The sequence below is a fragment of the Micromonospora cabrerizensis genome, assembly GCF_022230955.1.
GTDB classification, from domain to species: domain Bacteria; phylum Actinomycetota; class Actinomycetes; order Mycobacteriales; family Micromonosporaceae; genus Micromonospora; species Micromonospora cabrerizensis.
In genome coordinates this window covers 135,580-157,675 of the sequence record NZ_JAKKFI010000047.1, presented here as the reverse complement: position 1 = coordinate 157,675, position 22,096 = coordinate 135,580, and the positions used below count along the sequence as shown (strand labels likewise).

Annotated in this window: 18 protein-coding genes; 7 read left to right on the top strand and 11 right to left on the bottom strand. The window is 72.1% G+C overall.

Annotated elements, in window-relative coordinates:
* Window positions 1–11 precede the first annotated feature (11 nt).
* The gene (locus LADH09A_RS07400; protein WP_504854031.1) at window positions 12–848 is read left to right on the top strand and encodes a class F sortase; all 837 of its coding nucleotides are present in this window, start codon (window positions 12–14) and stop codon (window positions 846–848) included.
* Between the two features lie 7 nt (window positions 849–855).
* On the opposite strand, the gene LADH09A_RS07395 is transcribed toward LADH09A_RS07400, so the two are convergent.
* Window positions 856–1,392, bottom strand: a complete 537-nt coding sequence (locus LADH09A_RS07395; RefSeq protein ID WP_030333470.1) for an HNH endonuclease — start codon at window positions 1,390–1,392, stop codon at window positions 856–858.
* Between the two features lie 266 nt (window positions 1,393–1,658).
* Between LADH09A_RS07395 and LADH09A_RS07390 the strand changes: the two genes are divergently transcribed.
* The 3 genes from LADH09A_RS07390 (at window position 1,659) to LADH09A_RS07380 (ending at window position 4,830) form a co-directional block, all read left to right on the top strand.
* Window positions 1,659–2,717 carry a mechanosensitive ion channel family protein gene (locus LADH09A_RS07390; protein ID WP_372492239.1) on the top strand — a complete coding sequence of 353 codons (1,059 nt, stop codon included), beginning with the start codon at window positions 1,659–1,661 and terminating at the stop codon, window positions 2,715–2,717.
* Between the two features lie 233 nt (window positions 2,718–2,950).
* A complete protein-coding gene (locus LADH09A_RS07385) occupies window positions 2,951–4,333 on the top strand; it encodes an MFS transporter (protein WP_238644116.1) in 1,383 nt (460 codons plus the stop codon).
* A gap of 68 nt (window positions 4,334–4,401) precedes the next feature.
* The gene (locus tag LADH09A_RS07380) at window positions 4,402–4,830 is read left to right on the top strand and encodes a globin (protein WP_088949784.1); all 429 of its coding nucleotides are present in this window, start codon (window positions 4,402–4,404) and stop codon (window positions 4,828–4,830) included.
* Window positions 4,831–4,848: 18 nt separating this feature from the next.
* Here LADH09A_RS07380 and LADH09A_RS07375 read toward each other — a convergent pair whose 3' ends face one another.
* The 4 genes from LADH09A_RS07375 to ettA form a co-directional block, all read right to left on the bottom strand.
* A complete protein-coding gene (locus LADH09A_RS07375; protein WP_238644115.1) occupies window positions 4,849–5,433 on the bottom strand; it encodes a type III secretion system chaperone family protein in 585 nt (194 codons plus the stop codon).
* 131 nt (window positions 5,434–5,564) lie between these two features.
* The gene (locus LADH09A_RS07370) at window positions 5,565–6,296 is read right to left on the bottom strand and encodes a DUF8185 domain-containing protein (protein ID WP_238644114.1); all 732 of its coding nucleotides are present in this window, start codon (window positions 6,294–6,296) and stop codon (window positions 5,565–5,567) included.
* Window positions 6,293–6,739, bottom strand: coding sequence for an acyl-CoA thioesterase (locus LADH09A_RS07365; protein ID WP_238644113.1), 447 nt, complete (start codon window positions 6,737–6,739; stop codon window positions 6,293–6,295). The genes LADH09A_RS07370 and LADH09A_RS07365 overlap by 4 nt, the downstream gene beginning before the upstream one ends.
* Window positions 6,740–6,751: 12 nt before the next feature.
* On the bottom strand, window positions 6,752–8,428 hold the full coding sequence (gene ettA / locus LADH09A_RS07360) for an energy-dependent translational throttle protein EttA (RefSeq protein WP_238644144.1): 1,677 nt from the start codon (window positions 8,426–8,428) through the stop codon (window positions 6,752–6,754).
* 329 nt (window positions 8,429–8,757) lie between these two features.
* Between ettA and LADH09A_RS07355 the strand changes: the two genes are divergently transcribed.
* Both LADH09A_RS07355 and otsB read left to right on the top strand, forming a co-directional pair.
* Complete coding sequence (locus LADH09A_RS07355) at window positions 8,758–10,158, top strand: alpha,alpha-trehalose-phosphate synthase (UDP-forming) (protein ID WP_238644112.1); 1,401 nt, start codon at window positions 8,758–8,760, stop codon at window positions 10,156–10,158.
* 26 nt (window positions 10,159–10,184) lie between these two features.
* On the top strand, window positions 10,185–12,764 hold the full coding sequence (gene otsB, locus LADH09A_RS07350) for a trehalose-phosphatase (RefSeq protein ID WP_238644111.1): 2,580 nt from the start codon (window positions 10,185–10,187) through the stop codon (window positions 12,762–12,764).
* 54 nt (window positions 12,765–12,818) lie between these two features.
* Here otsB and LADH09A_RS07345 read toward each other — a convergent pair whose 3' ends face one another.
* From LADH09A_RS07345 to cobC, 4 genes are all read right to left on the bottom strand, one after another.
* The gene (locus tag LADH09A_RS07345; RefSeq protein WP_238644110.1) at window positions 12,819–14,105 is read right to left on the bottom strand and encodes a hypothetical protein; all 1,287 of its coding nucleotides are present in this window, start codon (window positions 14,103–14,105) and stop codon (window positions 12,819–12,821) included.
* 159 nt (window positions 14,106–14,264) lie between these two features.
* Window positions 14,265–15,506, bottom strand: coding sequence for a uroporphyrinogen-III C-methyltransferase (cobA, locus tag LADH09A_RS07340; protein ID WP_238644109.1), 1,242 nt, complete (start codon window positions 15,504–15,506; stop codon window positions 14,265–14,267).
* Window positions 15,507–15,546: 40 nt separating this feature from the next.
* A complete protein-coding gene (locus LADH09A_RS07335) occupies window positions 15,547–16,743 on the bottom strand; it encodes a nicotinate-nucleotide--dimethylbenzimidazole phosphoribosyltransferase (RefSeq protein WP_238644143.1) in 1,197 nt (398 codons plus the stop codon).
* Window positions 16,743–17,828 (bottom strand): Rv2231c family histidinol phosphate aminotransferase CobC, encoded by a 1,086-nt coding sequence (gene cobC, locus LADH09A_RS07330; RefSeq protein WP_238644108.1) that lies wholly within the window; start codon window positions 17,826–17,828, stop codon window positions 16,743–16,745. The genes LADH09A_RS07335 and cobC overlap by 1 nt, the downstream gene beginning before the upstream one ends.
* Before the next feature lie 121 nt (window positions 17,829–17,949).
* On the opposite strand from cobC, the gene LADH09A_RS07325 reads away from it, so the two are divergent.
* Window positions 17,950–20,082 (top strand): transglycosylase domain-containing protein, encoded by a 2,133-nt coding sequence (locus LADH09A_RS07325; RefSeq protein ID WP_238644107.1) that lies wholly within the window; start codon window positions 17,950–17,952, stop codon window positions 20,080–20,082.
* Between the two features lie 14 nt (window positions 20,083–20,096).
* Here the strand turns inward: LADH09A_RS07325 and LADH09A_RS07320 are convergent, their stop codons facing one another.
* Both LADH09A_RS07320 and LADH09A_RS07315 read right to left on the bottom strand, forming a co-directional pair.
* Window positions 20,097–20,666 carry a GNAT family N-acetyltransferase gene (locus LADH09A_RS07320; protein WP_238644106.1) on the bottom strand — a complete coding sequence of 190 codons (570 nt, stop codon included), beginning with the start codon at window positions 20,664–20,666 and terminating at the stop codon, window positions 20,097–20,099.
* On the bottom strand, window positions 20,663–22,066 hold the full coding sequence (locus LADH09A_RS07315) for a cobyrinic acid a,c-diamide synthase CobB (RefSeq protein ID WP_238644105.1): 1,404 nt from the start codon (window positions 22,064–22,066) through the stop codon (window positions 20,663–20,665). The genes LADH09A_RS07320 and LADH09A_RS07315 overlap by 4 nt, the downstream gene beginning before the upstream one ends.
* Window positions 22,067–22,096 lie beyond the last annotated feature (30 nt).

Genomic DNA, 22,096 nt, shown 5'->3' with positions numbered 1-22,096 from the left:
CCGGACGACCCATGACTCGCAGATCCGCGCGTGCGCGGCCGGACCGCCGCGTCCGCCTCCGGGCCGGGCCGGCCCTGCGCGCCTCCGGCCGGCTGGTGGCCCGCGCCTCCGGCCGGCTGCGCCGCGTCGCCGGTCAGGCCGGGTCGGCGAGCTTCACCACCACCGATCCCACGGCCGCGCCGCTGCCACCGAGGCGTCCGGCCGGGTCGCCGTTGGCCGGACGCCGGATCGGTAGGGGACCAGGGTTGCCGGTCCTGGCCGTCGCCGCGCTGATGGTGCTGATCGTGGCGATGCTCGGCGTCGAGCAGGTGACCGGCATGAGCCTGTTGCCGGAGCAGCTCAGCGCCGGCTTCCGACCGCCGCCGAAGAAGTTCCCGGTGCTGTCGTCCAGCCGTCCGACCAGCGTCGCCATCGACAAGATCGACGTGCAGGCGCCGGTGCACGACGTGGGCATCGCCCCGGACGGCACCATCGCCGTGCCGGACGCGGCCCGCGCCCAGGAGGCCGGCTGGTACGACCAGGGGCCCACCCCCGGCCAGTACGGCCCGGCCGTGATCGTCGGGCACGTCGACACCACCAGTGGCCCGGCGGTCTTCCACCAACTTCGCGAACTGCGCTCCGGTGACCAGATCGAGGTCACCCGCACCGACCGGAGCGTGGCGGTCTTCGAGGTGGACTCGGTGGAGCGGTTCGACAAGGGGCGACTGCCGGTGGACGAGGTGTACGGCGACTTCAGCCGCCCGAGCCTGCGACTGATCACCTGTGGCGGTCAGTGGGTTGGCGGCGACACCGGCTACTCGGACAACGTGGTGGTCTTCGCGTCGCTGACGAAGGCGCGTACGGGCTGACGGCCGGTCAGGCTGCTGCTTCGGGCTCGCGCAGGTCCAGCCAGTCGGCCCAGCGGGGGTCGGGGGCACGGTGCCCGAGCACCCGCCAGGCGGTGCCCTTCGGCGCGGCCGGCAGCGCGTGCAGCCGCCACCCCATCTCCGCCGGGGTCTTGTCGCCCTTGGTGTGGTTGCACCGGGCGCAGGCGGCGACCACGTTCTCCCACGCGTGCCGGCCACCGCGGCTGCGCGGGAAGACGTGGTCGATGGTTTCGGCCGGGCCCCGGCAGTAGGCGCACCGCCACCCGTCCCGGGCGAAGATCGCCCGGCGGGACAGCCCCACGTGGGTCCGGTAGGGCACCCGGACGAAGCGCGTCAACCGGACCACGGACGGCACCGGGAGCGCGTCCCGGGCGCTGTGCAGGATGCCGTCACCGTCGGCGACGCAGACCGCCTTGGCGGAGAGGACGAGGATCGCGGCGCGGCGCACCGACACGACACACAGCGGCTCGTAGGTGGCGTTGAGGACCAACGCGCCGGAGCCCACCGTGGGTCGTATGTCAGGCATCGCGCTCACCCTCCCGGTCAAGCGGCTGCTGCGAACCGCCGCCGACCGGGGCCGGGCACGCCGGCCCACCCGGTCGACGCCGGGCCGATCACCGACGTCCGTTGCGCCAATAGTCCCTGATCGGACCCCGGATTGCACGCACTAATCCGGGGTCGGACATGAAGCTCTCTCCCGCACCTGTCACGATGGCCGGTTCGCCCCGTTCCGGTCGCGCCCTCTGCGGCAGTTCACCCGGCCGGTGGGTCGGCGGCAGCCGGTCGGGCCCCTTGCGGTACGAAGACAGGGTGAGTGCCGCCAGCGTGACGCCCCTTGCCCTGTCCACCGCCGATTCGGTGAGCTGCCAGGGCAGCACCTCCTGCGAGTGGATCTACAACATCACCAAATCGGCCTGGTTCGCCGAGGGCAGTTACTGGATCCTGCTCAAACCGCTGCGGGTGCTGCTGATCCTGGCGCTGGCGATGGTGGCCCGCTGGGCGCTGCACCGGACCATCGACCGGCTGGTCCGGACGACCACCGACGGTGCCGTGCCGACGATGCTGCGCCCGCTGCGCGAACGGGTGCCCACCACGACGGGTGACCCGGCGGAGTTCGTGCCCGAGCGACGCCGGCAGCGGGCCGAGGCGATCGGCTCCGTGCTGCGCAGCCTGACCACCGCGTTCGTCTTCGGCATCGCGCTGCTGATGATCCTGCGCGAGTTCAGCTTCGACCTGGCGCCGCTGCTGGCCAGCGCGGGCATCGCCGGCGTGGCACTGGGTTTCGGCGCGCAGAGTCTGGTCAAGGACCTGATCGCCGGCCTCTTCATGCTGATCGAGGATCAGTACGGCGTGGGGGACAACGTCGACCTGGGCGAGGCGATGGGCGTGGTCGAGTCGGTCGGGCTGCGGGTGACCACCGTGCGCGACGGTCGCGGGGTGCTCTGGTACATCCGCAACGGCGAGATCATCCGGGTGGGCAACAAGAGCCAGGGTTGGGCCCTCGTGGTGGTGGACCTGCCGATCGGTTTCAACAGCACCGAGGAGGCCACCGCCGTCCTGCGGACCGCGGCCGCCTCGATCGCGGTGGACCCGGAGCTGTCGCCGGAGATCGTCGAGGCGCCGGAGGTGCTGGGTGTCGAGCAGGTGACGGTGGACGGTGCGGTCATCCGGACGGTGGTGAAAACCACGGCCGACGGCCAGTTCGCGGTGGGCAGGGAGCTGCGTCGGCGGCTCGCCGAGGCGCTGGAGAACTCGGGGATCACCGCGCAGATCGCGGCTGCCCGTATCTATCCCGGGCTGCCGCCGCGGCCGTTGCCCGACAGTGAGACCGGCCAGGGTGGCGCCACCTGACCCAGGCGACACTGTCCGCCGATGCAGGGGTCGCCAGCCGCCCGGCCCCTCAGGTATCGTCCGTTCGTTCAGTCGGGGAAGCGACGATCGATCCGTTCGCCCTAGCTAGTTGTCAGACGATCGGGCAGAATCCGGGACACGCGTTCCCGCCGGAGCGTGATCACATACTCGCTGATCCGCAGATCTGACGAGGGCTTCCGGCCTGGCTGCCACGAGCGGCCGAACCGGAGCCGATGGAGGCGACGGTGCCCGACGAGCGACCTTCCGCGGAAGGCCCCGCCACCTTTCGCGAAGTGTTCGCCCAGCACGAGTTTCGGGCCGTGTTCGTGGCTGGTGCTCTCTCCTGGGTCGGTGACTACGTCGCGAAGGCCGCGGTCACCCTGCTCGTCTACCAGCAGACCCGGTCCGTCGCGCTCTCCGCGGCGGCCTTCGCGGTCAGCTTCCTGCCCTGGCTGCTCGGTGGTCCCGTGCTCGCCGCACTGGCGGAGCGGTACCCGTACCGCCGGGTGATGGTGGCGTGCGACGTCATCCGGATGCTGCTGATGCTGCTCATCGCCATCCCGAACCTGCCGTACCAGGCGGTGTTGGTGCTGATCTTCGCTGCCACGCTGGCCAACCCTCCCAGCCAGGCAGCGAAGTCCGCGCTGATGCCGCAGATGCTCACCGGGGACCGGCTGGTGCTCGGGCTGTCGCTGAACAGCAGCGTCGGGCAGGCCGCCCAGGTTGTCGGGTACGTGTTCGGCGCAGCGGTCGCCTCGATCGACCCGGAGGTCGCGTTGCTGTTCAACGCGGCGACGTTCGGCCTCTCAGCGCTGCTGGTCCGCCTCGGTGTGCGCGACCGCCCGGCGTCGATGACCCCCGCGCATCGCAGCCACCTGCTGCGGGAGACCCGCCAGGGGTTCAGCATCGTGTTCGGCACCCCGGTGCTGCGGTCGATCGCGGTGCTGGTCTTCAGCTCCATGCTCTTCTCGATCGTCCCCGAGGGGCTCGCGGCCGCCTGGGCCAACGAGGGCGCGCGGGGCGACCTGAGCAGGGGTGCGGCGCAGGCGGTGATCATGGTGGCCAACCCCGCCGGGTTCATCCTGGGCGGGTTGCTGGTGAGCCGGCTGTTCGGGCCGGCCCGCCGGATGAAGCTGATGCGGCCACTCGCGGTTCTCGCCCCACTGGTGCTGGTGCCGGCGCTGTTCGACCCGTCCCCGCTGGTGGTGGCGTTGCTGGCCGCCCTCTGCGGGTTCGCGGTCGCCGGCATGCTGCCGATGGCCAACGGGCTGTTCGTCCAGGCACTGCCCGACGGCTTCCGCGCCCGCGCCTTCGGCGTGATGGCCACCGGTGTCCAGGTCATCCAGGGCCTCTCGGTGCTGGTCACCGGTCTGCTCTCCGAGCGGTTCCCCATCCCGGTGGTGGTCGGGTTGTGGAGCGCGGCCGGGGTGGTGCTCATGGGGGTGGCCGTGCTGCGCTGGCCGGACCGGCAGATGGTGGACGACGCGATCGCCGCGGCCACGGCGGCCAACGCCGAGCCGCCCCACGAACCGGACAGCCCCGTCAGGGACGGCACGGCGGCGGGCACTCCCGAGCCGCGCTCCGGCGACGGGCACCGCCGTCACGCGGTCACCTGACCCCGGCGTGATCCGACGCACGCCGCACGGGTCGGGCCGGTACGGAGCGCACCTGGCAGGATGGAACGGTGAATCCCGCAGGTGAATCCGACCGTCCCGGTGCGTCGATGACCCTCTTCGAAGCGGTCGGCGGCGAGCCCACCTTCCGCAAGCTGGTCGATGAGTTCTACGCCGGCGTCGCCACCGACCCCCTGCTGCGGCCCATGTACCCGGAGGAAGACCTGGGGCCGGCCGCGGATCGGATGACCCTGTTCCTCATGCAGTACTGGGGCGGCCCCAACACGTACTCCGCCCAGCGCGGCCACCCGCGGTTGCGGATGCGGCACGCGCCCTTTCGGATCGGGGCCGCCGAGCGGGACGCCTGGCTGCGGAACATGCGTCGCGCCGTGGACCGGCTCGACCTCGAGCCGGAGATCGCCGCCACTCTCTGGGACTACCTGGAGCGGGCCGCGTACTTCATGGTCAACGCCGAGGAGGACCCAGCCAACGGCGGCTGATCGCCGGGCCGGACACCGTCAGAGCAGTGCGCCCTCGTCGTGCAGCCAGTCCACGAAGCTGGTGGCCACCGCCGCGCCGCAGTCGAGCATCTCGACCAGGAGCGCGTCGTGGGTGCCCGCGCCGAGCGGCACCTGAAGCTCGGCGTAGATCGGTAGCTGCCCGCGCTCGGTCGGGTCGCCGATGTACGCCTTGCAGAACCGGCGGGTGTGGTTCCACTCGTTGACCACCCGGTACGCCCGGTCAGCCCAGTCCGGCGGGACGGTGGCATGTGGGCGTGCCCGCATGACCAGGATCTCGTCCTCCGGCCCTTCGAGGGTGACCAGCACGGCGTGCCGTTCCCACATGGCCAGCAGGTTGCCGTCGCCATCGGCCAGGTAGCGCACGTCGAGCAGGTCGAGTGCGTCACAGACCCGGCGCAGACTCACCGGCTCGACGTTGACGGGCATCTCGGACAGCACCGGCCGCTCGTTGGCCGGGCAGTCGTCCCCCGGCTGGCGGGGGCTGGGCGGCCCGACCCGGACCGCGCTCTCCACTGTGATCCCGCTTCGGGTTTCCGGATCGCCGCCGTCGGCGGGACCGGGGCGCCATGACCACCACGGCATCGCTCGCGCACCTCACTCCCCAGCGGATCCAGCCGCCTACGGTGCGTTGGATCCGAGGATGGACGGTACCCGGACAGCCGAGTTGAAGCACCCCCCCAACGACCGCCCCAGCCCAGAAGAATGAGCAGGGGTCAGCCGTTCGGACGAGTAGTCAGGGGTGTCACGGCAAGATCCGTGGCCTTCTGCGACCATGCCGCTCCGTATGGTCCCACCAGGCCGACCCAACGACCCGCCACCCGCACCTGAACGTCGGGGTCGGCGGGGACGGCGGCCGGGCGGTCGGCGGCGCCGAGGAAGCCCATCCGGACCACCGCCTGCACCAGCCGCTGCGGCACCTCGACCGGCTCGGCGGGCGACCCGTCCGGGGTGACCAGCACCGCGACGTGGTCGAGCAACGCGTCGCGCAGCGCACGCTGACCCACCGCGCGGCCGGCCACCCCCTGCTCGCTCGCCGTCCGCAGGGTGCCCGCCGCGGCCTGCGCGATCCGCCGCAGCTCGGCGACCGGCAGCGCCTCCACCTGCCGGCTGCGCACCGGCGGCAGCGGCCACCGCCACTGCGCGTCCCGACGGGTCGGCAGGGTCACGCCGCCGCGCTCCAGCTCGGCCAGCAGCTCGGCGGCGGCCACCGTGACGTCCTCGGCCGGCCCACCGGCCACCGTGCGGACCACGAGGACCTGCCACGGCAGCCGGGCCCAGAGAGCGACCCGGCCAGGCCCACCGGCCGGCCGCAGCCGGACCGGTGCGACCGGGTCCAGCCGGACCAGCCGGGCCAGGAAGGCGCCCGCGTCCGCCACCCCGGCGACACCGTGCGTCGGGGTCGACGCGGCCGACCGTCCCGGCTCGGCCGTACCCGGTCGGGTCATGCCACGCCGCCCTGTGGGGCGTACGTGAGCAGGAACTCCCGCTCTTCGCCGGTGATCCGGCGGGGCACCTGGCGGGTCAGGTCGAACGGCACCAGCACGGAACGGGCCCGGCTGGCCAGCACCTCGCCGTCGTACAGCTCGTAGGCGACGGTGAACCGGGAGGCCCGGATCTCCTCCACCCACAGCTCGATCCGAACGGTGGGCGCCGCCTCCGCGGTGGCCCGGCCCAGCGCGTAGTCGACCGGGCGCAGATAGTCGACCTCGTGCCGACGGATCACCACCCCGTCGGCGAACGAGCCGACCCCCCAGGCCCGGCCGCCGGCGAACATCAACGCCACCCGCGCCTCCTCGTACAGGGTGAGGAAGCGCGAGTTGTTGATGTGGCCGTACGCGTCCAGGTCGGACCAGCGCAGCGTGCAGTGGTAGACGAACCGGTCAGACACCTTCTCGGCCGGTCAGTCGCGGGTCAGCTTGCGGTAGGTCACCCGGTGTGGCCGGGCAGCCTCCGCGCCGAGGCGGTCGATCTTGTTCTTCTCGTACGCCTCGAAGTTGCCCTCGAACCAGAACCACTTCGTCGGGTCCTGGTCGTCGCCCTCCCAGGCCAGGATGTGCGTGGCGACGCGGTCAAGGAACATCCGGTCGTGCGAGATGACCACGGCGCAGCCGGGGAACTCCAGCAACGCGTTCTCCAGGCTGGACAGCGTCTCCACGTCCAGGTCGTTCGTCGGCTCGTCGAGCAGGATGACGTTGCCGCCGATCTTCAGGGTCAGCGCCAGGTTGAGCCGGTTGCGCTCACCGCCGGAGAGCACCTTCGTCGGCTTCTGCTGGTCCGGTCCCTTGAAGCCGAACGCGGCGATGTACGCCCGCGACGGCATCTCGACCTTGCCCACCATCAGGTAGTCCAGCCCGTCGGAGACGACCTCCCAGACGGTCTTGTCGCCGTTGAGGCCCTCGCGGTTCTGGTCGACGTACGACAGCGAGACGGTGGGGCCGACCCGGACCTGGCCGCCGGTCGGCTCCTCCAGCCCGACGATGGTCTTGAACAGGGTGGTCTTGCCGACGCCGTTGGGGCCGATGATGCCGACGATGCCGTTGCGCGGCAGCGAGAACGACAGGTTGTCGATCAGCAGCCGGTCACCGAAGCCCTTGCTGAGGTCGACCGCCTCGATCACCGTGCTGCCCAGGCGCGGGCCCGGCGGGATCTGGATCTCCTCGAAGTCGAGCTTGCGGGTCTTCTCCGCCTCGTTGGCCATCTCGTCGTACCGGTCCAGGCGGGCCTTGGACTTGGTCTGCCGGGCCTTGGCGTTGGAGCGGACCCACTCCAGCTCCTCGGTGAGGCGCTTCTTCATCTTGGCGTCGCGGCGACCCTCGACGGCCAGGCGGGCGGCCTTCTTCTCCAGGTAGGTGGAGTAGTTGCCCTCGTAACCGATGGCCCGGCCGCGGTCCAGCTCCAGGATCCAGCCGGCCACGTTGTCGAGGAAGTACCGGTCGTGGGTGATCGCCATGACGGTGCCGGCGTACTTGGCGAGGTGCTGCTCCAGCCAGGAGACGCTCTCCGCGTCCAGGTGGTTGGTGGGCTCGTCGAGCAGCAGCAGGTCGGGCGCTTCCAGCAGCAGCTTGCAGAGCGCGACCCGGCGGCGCTCACCACCGGAGAGCTGGGTCACGTCGGCGTCCGGCGGCGGGCACCGCAGCGCGTCCATGGCCAGTTCGAGCTTGGAGTCGACGTCCCAGGCGTCGAGGTGGTCCAGCTCCTCCTGGAGCTTGCCCATCTCCTCCATCAGCTCGTCGGAGTAGTCGGTCGCCATCTGCTCGGCGATCTTGTTGAAGCGCTCCAGCTTGGCCTTGGTCTCGGCGACCGCCTCCTCGACGTTGCCGAGCACGGTCTTGGCCTCGTTGAGCGGGGGCTCCTGAGCGAGCATGCCGACGGTGTAGCCGGGCATCAGCCGGGCCTCGCCGTTGCTCGGCTTGTCCAGCCCTGCCATGATCTTGAGGAGGCTGGACTTACCGGCGCCGTTCGGACCGAGCACACCGATCTTGGCTCCCGGCAGGAAGCTCAACGTCACGTTGTCGAGCACGACCTTGTCGCCGTGCGCCTTGCGGGCCTTTTCCAGGACGTAGATGTACTGGGCCACGGTGCGGGCTACCTCCGTCGGTTGCTGTCGCTGATCGGCGGCGCGGGCGCGGGCTGCGAGGACCGCCCGCCGCCGCCGGCCGGTGACCGGCCGCGCGCACGCCATCGTCAATCCTGACAGGTACGACGCGCTTCGCCCACATCACCCCGCCTCAGGAGTACGCGAGCGTGCCGCGTCGCCGCTCGGACCCGCGGCCTGTCGACAAGATCACCTTTAGGATTCGGTCGGACCGAGGCGGGTAGGAGACTCCGGCACGGGGCACCAGACGCCGCAGCTACGCTCAGTACGCTCATCGCGGTGGACCCGTCAGTACCCGGAGGTGGCCGATCGTGACCGTCCGAAGCTCCTTTGTCGTAGTGGCGAACCGTCTGCCGGTCGACGAGGTGAGCACACCCGAGGGGCGGCAGTGGCGACGTAGCCCCGGTGGGCTGGTCACCGCGCTGCATCCCGTGCTCGCCGAACACCAGGGCACCTGGGTCGGCTGGGCTGGTGGCACCGGCCCGGCTCCCGAGCCGTTCGACCTGGAGGGGATCCGGCTGCACCCGGTCCCGCTCAGCGCCGAGGAGCTGGAGCGCTACTACGAGGGCCAGTCCAACGCGACGATCTGGCCGCTCTACCACGACGCGGTGGAGACTCCCGCCTACAAGCGCCGCTGGCGGGAGGCGTACCGGCTGGTCAACGCGCGGTTCGCGGAGGCCGCTGCGGACGTCGCGGCCGAGGGTGCCACGGTCTGGGTGCAGGACTACCAGTTGCAGCTGGTCCCGGCGATGCTCCGCGAGCTGCGCCCGGACCTGCGGATCGGGTTCTTCCTGCACATCCCGTTCCCGCCGATCGAGCTGTTCATGCAGATGCCGTTCCGCACCGAGATCCTGCGCGGTCTGCTCGGCGCCGACCTCGTCGGCTTCCAGCAGCGGCTGGCCGCCCAGAACTTCGTCCGGCTGGCCCGGCACCTGCTCGGGCTGCGTTACGAGGGGCAGATGATCCAGGTTGACGGTCGGCAGGTGAAGGCGGGTGCCTTCCCCATCTCGATCGACACCCAGGAGATGGAGCGGATGGCCGCCGACCCGGCGATCCAGGCCCGGGCCAAGCAGATCCGTGCCGAGCTGGGCGACCCGAAGACGATCATCCTGGGCGTGGACCGGCTGGATTACACCAAGGGCATCGAGTTGCGACTCAAGGCCTTCCGCGAGCTGCTTGCTGACGGAAAGTTGACAGTCCCCGACGCGGTTATGGTGCAGGTGGCCACGCCCAGCCGAGAGCGCGTGGAGCACTACCAGGCACTACGGGTCAAGGTGGAGCGCGAGGTTGGTCGGATTAATGGCGAATTCGGCCGGGTCGGCGTGCCGGCGGTGCATTACCTGCATCAGTCGTACAGTCGCAGTGAGCTGGCGGCGATGTACGTTGCTGCCGACGTGATGATGGTGACCCCGCTGCGAGACGGCATGAACCTCGTGGCAAAGGAATACGTAGCATCACGTGCCGACCAGGGTGGTGCGCTCGTACTCAGTGAGTTCGCCGGCGCCGCCACCGAGCTTCGCCAGGCATTTTTGTGTAACCCGCACGACCCGGACGCGGTCAAGGACGCCCTCCTCCGGGCAGTGCACGTGGAGAAAACCGAGGCACGCCGCCGGATGCGGACAATGCAACGTCACCTGCGTACCCACGACGTGGGCCACTGGGCCAAGTCTTTCCTCTCGGAGCTTGGGGTTTCCGAGGCGGAGGCCGAGTGAACACGACCGTCAACGATGGAGCGGCAATGGCCACCGGGGTGATGGACCCCGAGCTGCGCTCCGCCATCGGCCGGATAGCCCGGGTCCCCCAGCTCCTGGTCGCCTGCGACTACGACGGCACACTGGCGCCGATCGTGGAGGACCCGAGCACGGCCGTCCCGCTGCCCGAGTCGGTCGCCGCGGTCCGCGCGCTCGCCGCGCTGCCGCAGACCACCGTGGCGGTCGTCTCCGGCCGGGCGCTGCGCGACCTGGCCGCACTGTCCCGACTGCCCAGCGAGGTGCACCTCGTCGGCAGCCACGGCTCCGAGTTCGACATCGGCTTCGTCGAGCGGCTCTCCCCCGAGCTGGTCGCGGTGCGCCAGCAGGTGCGCAACGCGCTGCGCGACATCGCCTCCGCGCACCCTGGCATCCGGCTCGAACGCAAGCCGGCCAGCGTCGCCGTGCACACCCGAGGGGTCGACCCGGAGGTCGCCGCCGCCGCCATCGAGGCGGTCCGCAACGGCCCGGCCACCTTCGACGGGGTCACCGTGACCCAGGGCAAGGAGGTCATCGAGCTCTCCGTCGTGGCCACCCACAAGGGCACCGCACTCGACCAGTTGCGGACCCAGCTCGCCTCCAGCGCGGTGCTGTTCATCGGCGACGACATCACCGACGAGAACGCGTTCGGCCACCTGCACGGTCCCGACCTCGGCATCAAGATCGGCCCCGGGGACACCCAGGCCAGCTACCGTGTCGCCGACCCGCTGGAGGCCGCCCGCGCGCTGGCGCTGCTGCTGGAGACCCGTCGACACTGGCTGTTCGGCGAGCGGGCGGTGCCGATCGAGCGGCACTCCATGCTGGCCAACGGTCGTACCGTCGCTCTGCTCACCCCCGAAGCCAAGGTGAGCTGGCTCTGCCACCCCAAGCCGGACTCGGCGGCGATCTTCGCCGACCTGGTCGGTGGCAGCCCGGCCGGTCACTTCAGCGTCGCCCCGGAACGCGGCGGCATCCCGCTGGGCCAGCGCTACCGCTCCGGCACGATGACCGTGGAGACCCGCTGGTCCGGGCTCACCGTCACCGACTGGCTGGACAAGCCGGCCCGGGAGACCACCCCGGACGACAGCCCCGCGGTCATCACCGGCGACTCGACCCTGATCCGGGTGCTCACCGGCAGCGGCAAGGCCCGCGTGGAGTTCGCGCCGAGGCCCGAGTTCGGTCAGGTCGCCGTGCAGTTGCAGCCGATCGGCGACGGTCTGCTGGTGCTCGGCTCCAACGAGCCGGTCGCGCTCTACGCCCCCGGCGTGGAGTGGGAGGTCGGCAACGACGGCGGGTACGAGACCGCCAAGGCGATCGTCGACCTCTCCGCCGCCGGCGGGCAGGTCGTGCTGGAGTTGCGCTTCGGCACGCACAGCCTGGAGCACCACCGGGTGCCCATCCACGAGCGGCAGGCCGCCGCCGAGCAGCCGTGGAAGGACTGGGTGGCCTCACTTCGGCTGCCGTCCACCGCTCGTGACCTGGTCGCCCGCAGCGCGCTCACCCTGCGGGGGCTCTGCCACGAGGCCACCGGCTCGATCCTGGCCGCGGCGACCACCTCGCTCCCCGAGGAGCTGGGCGGCGTCCGCAACTGGGACTACCGCTACTGCTGGCTGCGCGACGCGGCGCTGACCGCCCGCGCGCTGGTCGACCTGGGTTCCGTCGAGGAAGCCGAGGCGCTGCTGCGCTGGGTGGACGGCTGCATCGAGCGCACCGGCGGTCACCCGGAACGCCTGCACCCGCTCTACACCATCGACGGGTACGAGCTGGGCGCCGAAGCGGTCATCGACACGCTGCCCGGGTACGCCGGCTCCCGGCCGGTCCGGGTCGGCAACCTCGCCAACCACCAGTTGCAGCTGGACGTCTTCGGCCCGATCGCCGACCTGATCGCGGCCGTCGCCGACGCTCGCGGCTCGGTCCGCGACGACGAGTGGCGGGTCCTGGAGAACATGGTCGAGGCGGTACGCCGCCGCTGGCACGAGCCGGACCACGGCATCTGGGAGGCCCGGCTGCCACCACGGCACCACGTCTTCTCCAAGGTGATGTGCTGGATGACCGTGGACCGTGCCCTGCACGTGATGCGCGAGCACGGCGGCGAGGACCGGCCCGAGTGGAAGGACCTGCGCGACCGGATCGGCTCCAACGTGCTGGAGCACGGCTGGCACTCCGACGTCGAGGCGTACAGCGTCGCGTACGGGGACGAGGACATGGACGCCTCGTCGCTCTGGATCGGGCTCTCCGGCCTGCTCGCGGGCGACGACCCGCGCTTCCTGTCCACCGTCCTGCGCATCGAGGCGGACCTGCGCAGCGGCCCGGTCGTCTACCGCTACCACTGGGACGACGGCCTGCCCGGCCGTGAGGGCGGGTTCCACATCTGCACGGCGTGGCTGATCGAGGCGTACCTGCGCACCGGCCGCCGCACCGACGCCGAGGAGCTGTTCGCGCAGATGGTGCTCACCGCCGGCCCGACCGGGCTGCTTCCCGAGCAGTACGACCCGCTCGCCGAGCGCGGTCTGGGCAACCACCCGCAGGCGTACAGCCACCTCGGGCTGATCCGCTGTGCGCTACTGCTGGACAACATGCTCAAGCAGTAGTTCGACAGCACGTACGACGACGGGGCCGGAGCGCATACGCTCCGGCCCCGTCGGTCACTGCGGGTACGGCAGGCTCGGTTGCCACCCGTTCAGGTGGGCTCCGAGGTCGGTGGGCACCGTCCAGTGCACGTACGGCAGCACAGCGCTGCTGCCGGTATGGATCAGACACAGTAGTGGGGCGTCGCCGGTGTGGTCGAGCGCGAGCTTCGGTTTACGGGCCGCGCCGACGCCACCGAGGCCGAACAGGACAACCGGGTCCCGGACCGGAAGTCCCTGTGCCTGTCGAGCGTCACGCCACCCTCGGTACGCCGCGTCCAGCCGCCAAGGCGCGAGGTCGGCGAGACCGCGGTACAGGTTCGCCACCCAGGTCGGTGTGAGTTCGGCGTCGGAGAGCCGGTACGGCACCCCGGTCAGCAACGCGTCGAGCTCCGGATCCGTCTGGACCCCGGCGTCGGTCAGCGCCTCGGCCAACGCGCCACGGCGGACGGCCGCTACCGCAGGGGCGGCTTGCTCGACCCGATCGACCTGCCAGCGAAGCCCTGCCGGGGTGGTCGCCGCCCGACGGTCCCACAGCCAGCGGGCGCCGTCCCAGCGGTGCCGTTGGTTGGCCGGGATCAGGTCGTCGATGCCGATGACCAACTCCTCGCCCTCGGCCCGTGCGGTGAGCCACCGGCCCCGCAGGTGCGGCCGCTGCTCGTCGTAGCCGGCCAGTGCGACCACCGCGGACCGCAGGTAGGCGCCGGTGTTCCCGCGCGGGAAGTGCCAGCACAACGCGGACAGGTCGAGGGCGTCGAGGTCGGCGGCTGCCTCGTCCGACACCACGCCGATCCGGACCGGCGGCGATGCGGCGCTCTCCTGGCGATTGTCAAACTGTCGACGGTCCCGGCGCTGCCGTGTCTCGGCCTGCTCCACGGACGGGCTGACCGAGTAAGCCGCCTTCTTCCCGGCCCACCGCAGCACCTCCGCCCCGGCGGCCTGCGGGTCGCCGAAGAGCCGGAACGCCAGAAGCTCGGGCTCGTCGGACCCGTCGTCCTCGGTCACCTGTAGCTCGTACACCAGGTCGCCGGGCGAGTCCAGGTCGTAGGCGGCGTGCGGGTCACGGCCGAACTCGTTGCCGACGAGCGAGTCGGCAGGCTGTTGGCGATAGCCGCGGACCACCGTGACCAGGACGGCCCAGGAGCCGTCCGCGTCCGTGCATCTCAGCGCCCGGACCGGGGCATTGCGCCATCGCGAGGGCAGGTCCTCGAAGGTGGTGGTCAGGCCGGGGCCTTCGCACCGCAGCGCGACGGGTGTGAGCAGTTCCGTTCGCCACGTCTCGTGCGGGTCCTTCACGGTGAGCATGAGCGACATTGTGTCCACAGCCACCGACAACCGCCGCCGCTCGCAATCTTGGACAGTTTCCGTTACGCGCTAACGGAAACTGTCCAAGATCTACCGTGTCAGTGCCCTCCGAAGCCCGGGTCCACCGCCGGACGGGTCGCCGGCGCTTCCGATCGCCGGTCAGCCGTCGAGCGCGCCCACCACGTCGCCCACCACCACGACGGCGGGCGGGCGTAGGTCGGCCGTACGCAGGTCGGCCGCGATCTCGCCCAGCGTGGACCGCAGCACCCGCTGGGTGCCCGTCGTGGCCTCCTGGACGACAGCGGCCGGTGTCTGCGGTGACCGGCCGTGCGCGATCAGGGTGGCCGTGATGGCGGCGAGGTTCTTCAGCCCCATCAGGATCACCAGCGTGCCGCGCAGACCCGCGAGGGCGTCCCAGCGCACCAGGGAGGCCGGCGAGTCGGGTGCCAGGTGCCCGGAGACCACGGTGAACTCGTGCGCCACTCCCCGGTGGGTGACCGGGATGCCGGCCGCGGCCGGCGCGGCGATCGAGCTGGTCACCCCCGGCACCACGGTCACCGGTACGCCGGCCTCCGCGCACGCCAGCAGCTCCTCGCCGCCCCGCCCGAAGACGTACGGGTCTCCACCCTTGAGCCGCACCACGAAGGCACCGGCCAGGGCGCGGTCGACCAGGATCTGATTGATCTCCTCCTGAGCCCGGGACGGGCCGTAGGGGATCTTCGAGGCGTCCACCAGCTCGACGTCGGGGCGCAACTCGTCCAGGAGCAGGCCCGGCACCAGGCGGTCGGCGACCACCACGTCCGCCTCGGTGAGCAGCCGCCAACCCCGGACGGTGATCAGCTCGGGGTCACCCGGCCCCGCCCCGACCAGCGCCACCCGCCCGGTCCGCCGCCCACCGGTCGTCCCGGTGGAAGCGTCGGGCCGGCCAGCGATCCCGTCCGTTGCCAGGCGGACGGCGAGAAGGTCGCGGATCGCGTCGCGGACCGTCATCGCCCGGCGCGGGTCGCCGCCGCCGAGCACCGCCACGGTCACCGGGCCGTGGCGGGTCACCGCCGGGGTCCAGGCGGTGGCGGCCGTGCGGTCGTCGGCCCGGACGCAGAAGATCCGCCGCTCGGCGGCCACGGCGCTCACCGAGGCCGCCGCCATCGGGTCGTCGATCGCGACCTGGACCAGCCACGCGCCGTCCAGGTCCTCGGGCACGAACCGGCGCGGCACCCAGTGCAGCCGTCCCGCGTCGACCCGGGCGCGCAACGCCGGGGTCAGCTCCGGGGCCACCAGCAGGACGTCCGCACCGGCGTCCAGCAGCGCCGGCACGCGCCGGGTGGCGACCGCGCCACCACCCACCACGACCACCCGCCGGCCGTCGAGCCGCAGACCGAGGGGGTACGGATTGGAGGTCACGCCGCACCACCCAGGCGGACAGCTCGCTCGCTGCGCACTGTCACTTCTCGGCCACGCCGGCGGAGTCGAAGGTGGCGACCTCGTGCAGCACCCGAACGGCGCCGGTGACCACGGGCAGCGCCAGCAGAGCGCCGGTGCCCTCGCCGAGGCGCAACCCCAGGTCGATCAGCGGGTCGAGGCCGAGGTGCCGCAGTGCCACCGTGGCTCCCGGCTCCGCCGAACGGTGACCGGCGACCATGGCGCCGACCGCCGCCGGGGCGAACGCGGCGGCGGCGAGCGCGGCCGAGACCGCGATCACGCCGTCCAGCAGCACCGGTGTACGGCGGGCTGCGGCACCCAGGATCAGCCCGGCCAGCGCCGCGTGCTCCAGGCCACCGACGGCGGCCAGCACACCCAGCGGGTCGGTCGGGTCGGGCGCGTGCCGGACCAGCGCGGCCCGCACCACCGCGACCTTGTGGGCGTACGTCGGGTCGTCGATCCCGGTGCCCCGGCCGGTGGCGTCGAGCGGATCGGCACCGGTGAACGCGGCGATCAGCGCGGCGGCCGGGGTGGTGTTGCCGATGCCCATGTCACCGGTGAGCAGGATGCCGGCCCCGGCGTCGATCAGCTCGTCGGCGATCCGGATGCCGGTCTGCACCGCCGCCAGCGCCTCGTCCCGGGTCAGTGCGGCGGTCACCGTCAGGTCGCGGGTGCCCCGTCGGACGGACGCGACAACCAGTCGCGGCACGGCCGGGTCGAGCACCGTCGCGTCGCGCCCAGCCGGGTCGGGCCGAGTTGGGTCGGGCAGCGCGGACTCGGGCGCAGCCGGGTCGAGCCCAGCCGGGTCGGACGCAGCAGCCGGGTCGGACGCAGCAGCCGGGTCGGCGACCGGTCCGGTGGGCAGCGGGGTGGCCACGCCGACGTCGACCACGGTGACCGACGCGCCGGCCTGCCGGGCGAACGCGTTGACCACCGCCCCACCCGCCAGGAAGTTGCCGATCATCTGCCCGGTGACCTCCTGCGGCCACGGGCTGACCCCCTGGGCGTGCACCCCGTGGTCGCCAGCGAAGATCGCCACCGCGGCCGGCTCGGGCAGCGGCGGTGGGCAGGCCCCGGCCAGGCCGGCGAGGCGTACCGAAAGCTCCTCCAGCAAGCCCAGCGAACCCGCCGGCTTGGTCAGCCGGCCGTGCAGCTCGCGGGCGGCGGCCATGGCCCCCTCGTCCGCCGGTCGGATCGCCGCGATCGTGGTCTCCAGCATCATGCCTCCATGGTCTCGCGCAGCACCTCGATGAACGCGTCGGTGGTGTTACGGTCGCGCACCGCCACCCGCAGCCAGTCGGGGCCGAGGCCGGGGAACGTGTCGCCCCGGCGCACCGCCCAGCCCCGCTCCCGCAGTGCGGCTCGGATCGCGCTCGCGCCCGGCAGGTGCAGCAGGACGAAAGCGCTGGCCGGGTGGCCGACGACGCGTACACCGGGCAGGTCGGCCAGGCGGGCGACCAGGTGGTCGCGGTCGGCGGCGAGATCGGCGGCGATCGCGCGTTCGGCCTCGACCGCGACGGTGCTGGCGCAGGCCGACGCGGCGGCCAGCGCGGGCGTGGAGACGGCCCAGAGCGGCTGGACGGCGGCCAGCCGGGTCAGCAGCTCCGGAGCCCCGAGCAGGTAGCCGATCCGGAGGCCGGCCAGGCCCCACGTCTTGGTGAGGCTGCGCACGACGAGCAGCCCGGGCAGGTCGCGCCGCTCGGCCAGCGACTCCGGCTCGCCGGGGTGACCGGGGGTGATGGTGGTGTCGGCGAACGCCTCGTCGACCACCAGCACCCGGCCGGGGCGGGCCAGGGCGGCCACCGCCCGCGCCGGGTGCAGCACCGACGTGGGGTTCGTCGGGTTGCCGATCATCACCAGGTCGGCGTCGGCGGGCACCCGGGACGGGTCGAGTCGGAAGTCGTCGGCGGGGTCCAGCAGCACCCGCTCGACCAGGTGTCCGGCGGCCCGCAGCGCCGCCTCCGGCTCGGTGAACTGGGGGTGCACCACCACCGGTCTCCGCACTCCGCGCAGCGCCTGGGCGATCAGCACGAAGCCCTCGGCCGCGCCGGCCGTGAGCAGCACCTCGTTCGGGTGACGGCGGTGTCGGGCGGCGACCGCTGCCCGGGCCGGCGTCGGGTCCGGATAGCGCGCCAGGTCGGTCAGGGTCGCGGCGATCGGGCCGGCCAACCAGGCGGGAGGCGCTGCACGGCGGACGTTGACGGCGAGGTCGATCAGGCCCTCGGTCGCCTCCGCGTCGCCGTGGTGCGCGAGGTCCGGCTCGGCCCCGGCGGGCGGCACCATCCCACTCGGCTGATCAGACATGCCCGCGATCCTGCCGGGAAGGTGGCCGGTGGGACAGTCGATCTCGGCGTAAGCCACGTCACCACCGGCCGGTTTAAGAGTTCTTCTCAGGTACGAATCGGAAATGTCATAACTTGGCCATGTGAGCAACCGACCCCTTGCTGCCGCTGGTCGACTCGTCCCTCTACTTCGCGCCGGGCTGATCGCCGGAATCGTGATCGCCGCCGCCGCGTACCCACTGGTCGCCCTCACCGGGCTCGGTGCCAAGGCGACCGCGCACGCCACCGAGCAGAAGACCAGAATGCTGACCACCGCCCTGCCCGCCGAGACCTCGTACGTCTACGCCCCGGACGGCAAGACCGTGCTGACCATGTTCTACGAGGAGTACCGGCAGTACACCAAGCTGTCGGACATGTCGCCGAACATCCAGCAGGCGATCGTCGCCGCCGAGGACTCACGCTTCTACCAGCACCACGGCGTCGACCCCAAGGGCGTGGCCCGCGCCTTCGTGTCCAACGCCCGCTCCAGCGGCGTCTCCCAGGGCGCGTCGACCCTGACCATGCAGTACGTCCGGATGGCCCTGCGGGACAGCGCGACCACGCCCAAGGAGGTCCAGGAAGCCACCCAGCAGACCAGCCTGCGCAAGGTCAAGGAGATGCGGATGGCGCTGGACCTGGAGAAGGAGATCAGCAAGGACCAGATCCTGGAGCGCTACCTGAACTCGGCGTACTTCGGGCACCGGGCGTACGGCATCTACGCGGCCAGCGAGATCTTCTTCTCCAAGACCCCGAAGAACCTCACTCCGGTCGAGGCCGCCACCCTCGCCGGGCTGGTCAAGTCCCCGTCGGAGTACGACCCGGCCGACTCCGATCAGAAGGAGGCCACCGGGCGGCGTGACTACGTGCTGGACCGGATGAGCCAGCTCGGTTACCTCTCCCCCGACTCGGCTACCGCCGCCAAGTCCGAGCCGATCCGGCTGAAGCTGACGACCCCGCCGCACGACTGCGCCGCGGTGGCGGAGAAGTACAACAGCTGGGGGTTCGCCTGCGACTACCTGAAGAACTGGTGGAGCGCGCAGCCCGCCTTCGGGGCGAACCGGCTGGAACGCATGGACAAGCTGCGCCGGGGCGGCTACCGGATCGTCCTCAGCATCGACCCGAAGATCCAGGAGGCGGCGGAGAAGAACGTCGGTTCCAAGGAGGCCACCGGGAGCCCGTTCGCCAACGGGATCGTGGTCTCCGAGCCGGGCACCGGACGGGTCAAGGCAATGGCGGTGAACCGGACGTACTCGCTCGACCTCGCCGACAACCCGCAGAGTTCCAATCCCGAGGCCGGGCCGAAGGTGAAGGCCAACTACCCGAACACGGTGGCGCCGCTGCTCGGTGGCGGTGACCTGGCGGGCTACCAGGCCGGGTCGACGTTCAAGATGTTCCCGATGCTGGCCGCGCTGGACTCGGGGATGACCCTCAACACCTCGTTCAACGCCCCGCACCGCTACCGGTCGTCCGTCTACGACGGGTGGGCGCCCTCCAACGCCAGCGGCGCGATGACCGGCCAACAGACCATGTGGTCCGGCTTCGGCAAATCGGTCAACACGTACTTCGTTTGGCTGGAGGAGAAGGTCGGCGCGGACCGGGCGGTCCGGTTGGCCGAGCAGCTCGGGCTGCGCTGGCGCACCGACGTGGACCGGGACCACGCGTCCCCGGAGAAGGCGAAGAAGTGGGGCGCGTTCACCCTGGGCGTCTCCGACGCCACCCCGCTGGAGATGGCGAACGCCTACGCCGCCATCGCCGCCGACGGCCGCTACTGCGAGGCGATCCCGGTGCAGTCGATCATGAACCGGGACGGCACGCCGACCACGTACGCCACCCCCGGTGGCATCCATCGTGAGGTGGCCAAACCCCGCTGCCGGCAGGTGGTCAGCGCGGACGCCGCCCGGGCTGCCACCGACGCGGCCCGCTGCCCGACCGGGGACACCCCGGCGCGCGGTAGCTGCGGAGGCTGGTCCACCGCCGACAGCGTGCGGGGCACGGTCGGACGCCCGGTGGCCGGTAAGACCGGTACCACCGACAGCACCCGGTCCGCCTGGTTCGTCGGCTACACCCCGGAGTTGGCCGCGGCGAGTTTCATCTCCGACCCGGACAACCCGTTCAACGCGGTCGGCGACGGGCAGTCCCAGATCCCGATCAAGGCGGTGTCAGAGACTCTGCGCGACGGCCTGAAGGGCACACCGACGCGCCAGTTCACCCCACCGTCGGACGCGATCGTCGGCTGACCGCCCCGGCGGGGTCAGCGCAGGTCGGCGGCGACGAACGACCAGAGTTCGAGATCCACCCGGCCGCCGCCGACCAGCCCGGCGTTGCGCAGCAGGCCCTCGTAGCTGAACCCGCCCTTCTCGGCGACCCGGCGCGAGGCCAGGTTGCCGGGCGCCACCCGCAGCTCGACCCGTTGGAAGCCGTGCTCCAGGATCAGCGCGATAGCCACCGCGTCGACGGCCTCGGCGGCGAAACCGAAGCCCCGCGCGTGTGGCGCCATCGCGTAGGAAATTTCGGTGAGCCGGGCACCCCAGTCGGTGCGCCGCGTCCACAGCGAGCCCACCACCTGGTCGTCCTCGCGTCGGACCACCGCGTAATGGTCACCCTCGCCGCTGTCGCGCCGCTGCCGGGCCAGTTCGGTGCACCAGGCGTGCCCGTCGATCGGGCCGGAGTTGTCAGGCAACGGCAGCCAGCGCCGGGTCAACTTGTCGGCGAAGATCTCACCGGCCGCCTCCGCGTCCGCCGCGATGTGTCGCCGCACCTCCGTACGCGGGGTGGAGACGGTCAACGCCGGGAAACGGCGCACCGCCACCTGACCGATCACGCCGGCACCACACCGGGCTGCGCCGGCACCGCCTCGGTTGTCGGCTCGACCGCCGCGGCGGCGACCAACCGGGCCGCCGTCGCCGGATGACCCGCCCAGTGCAGGGTGAGCTGCGAGGCGTGCACGTTGCGCCAGACGAACCCCTCCGGCGTGCCGCCCTCCCAGCTCCACGCCGGGCGCTGACCAGCGCGGGGGGTGAGCACCGCACGGTGCGCCTTGTGGCCCACCAGCACCGTGCCCTGGGCGGCGACCACGCTGTCGGTCTGGGCGGTCGCCTCCCGGTAGCCGGCCACCAGACCGTCCCGGCTGACACCGATCGCGTCCAGCACACCGCACATCGGCAGACCGTCCAACTCCCGGGCCAGCCACAGCAGCCCGGCGCCCTCGGCGACCACCGGACGCCCGGTCCGCGCCAACTCGGCCACCGCGATGCAGAGCCGCCGGTTGGCCGACAACTGCTCGGCGTACGCCTCGGGCAGCGCGCCGCCGATGACCAGCGCGCGGGTGCCGACCGGCAGTGCCTCGTCGCGTAGCGGGTCGACGGTGACGATCTCGGCACCGGCCGCGCGCAGCAACTCAGCGGCCTCCGGGTGGCCGAAGCTGCCGCCCGGCCCGCCGGCCAGCGCCACCAACGGCCGGTCCGCCGGGGCGGTGAACGCGGCGAGTGCCTCCTCGGGAGACCAGGCGGGGGCGGGCAACGCAGGGGCGGAGCGGGCCAGCCCGAGCAGTCGTTCCAGGTCGACCGTGGCGGCGACGGCCTCGCCCAGCCGCCGGACCGCGCGGGCGGCGTCGGCGGAGCCGTCGACCACCGGCGCCACCCCGTGCCGCCGCGACGGCAGCACCGCCGGCAGGTCCTGACGCCGCAGCGCCCCGTAGACCGGCACGCCGACGTCGTCCAACGCCTCGCGCAGCATCGCCTCGTGCCGCGACGACGCCACCCGGTTGAGGATCACCCCGCCGAGCCACAACTGCTCGTCGTACGAGCGGAAACCGTGCACCAGGGCCGCCACCGACTGACCCATCGCGGCCACGTCGACGACGAGCACCACCGGGCTGCGCAGCGCAGCGGCCGCGGCGGCCGTCGACTCCTGCTCCGGGCGACCACCGACCGCGTCGTACAGGCCCATGCTGCCCTGCACCACGGCGAGCCCGGCACCGGCGGCACCGTGCGCCACCAGCGGGGCGAGCCGGTCCATGCCGACCAGCCGGGGATCGATCACCCGACCCGGCCGACCGGAGGCCAGGCCGAGGTAGGCGGCGTCGACGTGGTCGGGCCCGAGCTTGAACCCGGCGACGTCCACCCCCCGCTCGGCGAGCGCGGCGAGCAGCCCGATCGCCAGCGCGTTCTTCCCGTGCCCGGAGGACGGTGCGCTGAGCACCAGGCGCGGCACGACGGTCATCATCGACTCCTCGCGAGCGGTGGCGGGTAC

What these genes read in the sequence shown, in the direction of transcription:
- LADH09A_RS07400 (WP_504854031.1), top strand. Translation starts at nt 12, where the DNA reads ATGACTCGCAGATCCGCGCGTGCGCGGCCGGACCGCCGCGTCCGCCTC.
- LADH09A_RS07395 (WP_030333470.1), bottom strand. Translation starts at nt 1,392, where the DNA reads ATGCCTGACATACGACCCACGGTGGGCTCCGGCGCGTTGGTCCTCAAC.
- LADH09A_RS07385 (WP_238644116.1), top strand. Translation starts at nt 2,951, where the DNA reads ATGGAGGCGACGGTGCCCGACGAGCGACCTTCCGCGGAAGGCCCCGCC.
- LADH09A_RS07375 (WP_238644115.1), bottom strand. Translation starts at nt 5,433, where the DNA reads ATGCCGTGGTGGTCATGGCGCCCCGGTCCCGCCGACGGCGGCGATCCG.
- LADH09A_RS07370 (WP_238644114.1), bottom strand. Translation starts at nt 6,296, where the DNA reads ATGACCCGACCGGGTACGGCCGAGCCGGGACGGTCGGCCGCGTCGACC.
- otsB (WP_238644111.1), top strand. Translation starts at nt 10,185, where the DNA reads ATGGCCACCGGGGTGATGGACCCCGAGCTGCGCTCCGCCATCGGCCGG.
- LADH09A_RS07345 (WP_238644110.1), bottom strand. Translation starts at nt 14,105, where the DNA reads ATGCTCACCGTGAAGGACCCGCACGAGACGTGGCGAACGGAACTGCTC.
- LADH09A_RS07335 (WP_238644143.1), bottom strand. Translation starts at nt 16,743, where the DNA reads ATGCTGGAGACCACGATCGCGGCGATCCGACCGGCGGACGAGGGGGCC.
- cobC (WP_238644108.1), bottom strand. Translation starts at nt 17,828, where the DNA reads ATGTCTGATCAGCCGAGTGGGATGGTGCCGCCCGCCGGGGCCGAGCCG.
- LADH09A_RS07315 (WP_238644105.1), bottom strand. Translation starts at nt 22,066, where the DNA reads ATGACCGTCGTGCCGCGCCTGGTGCTCAGCGCACCGTCCTCCGGGCAC.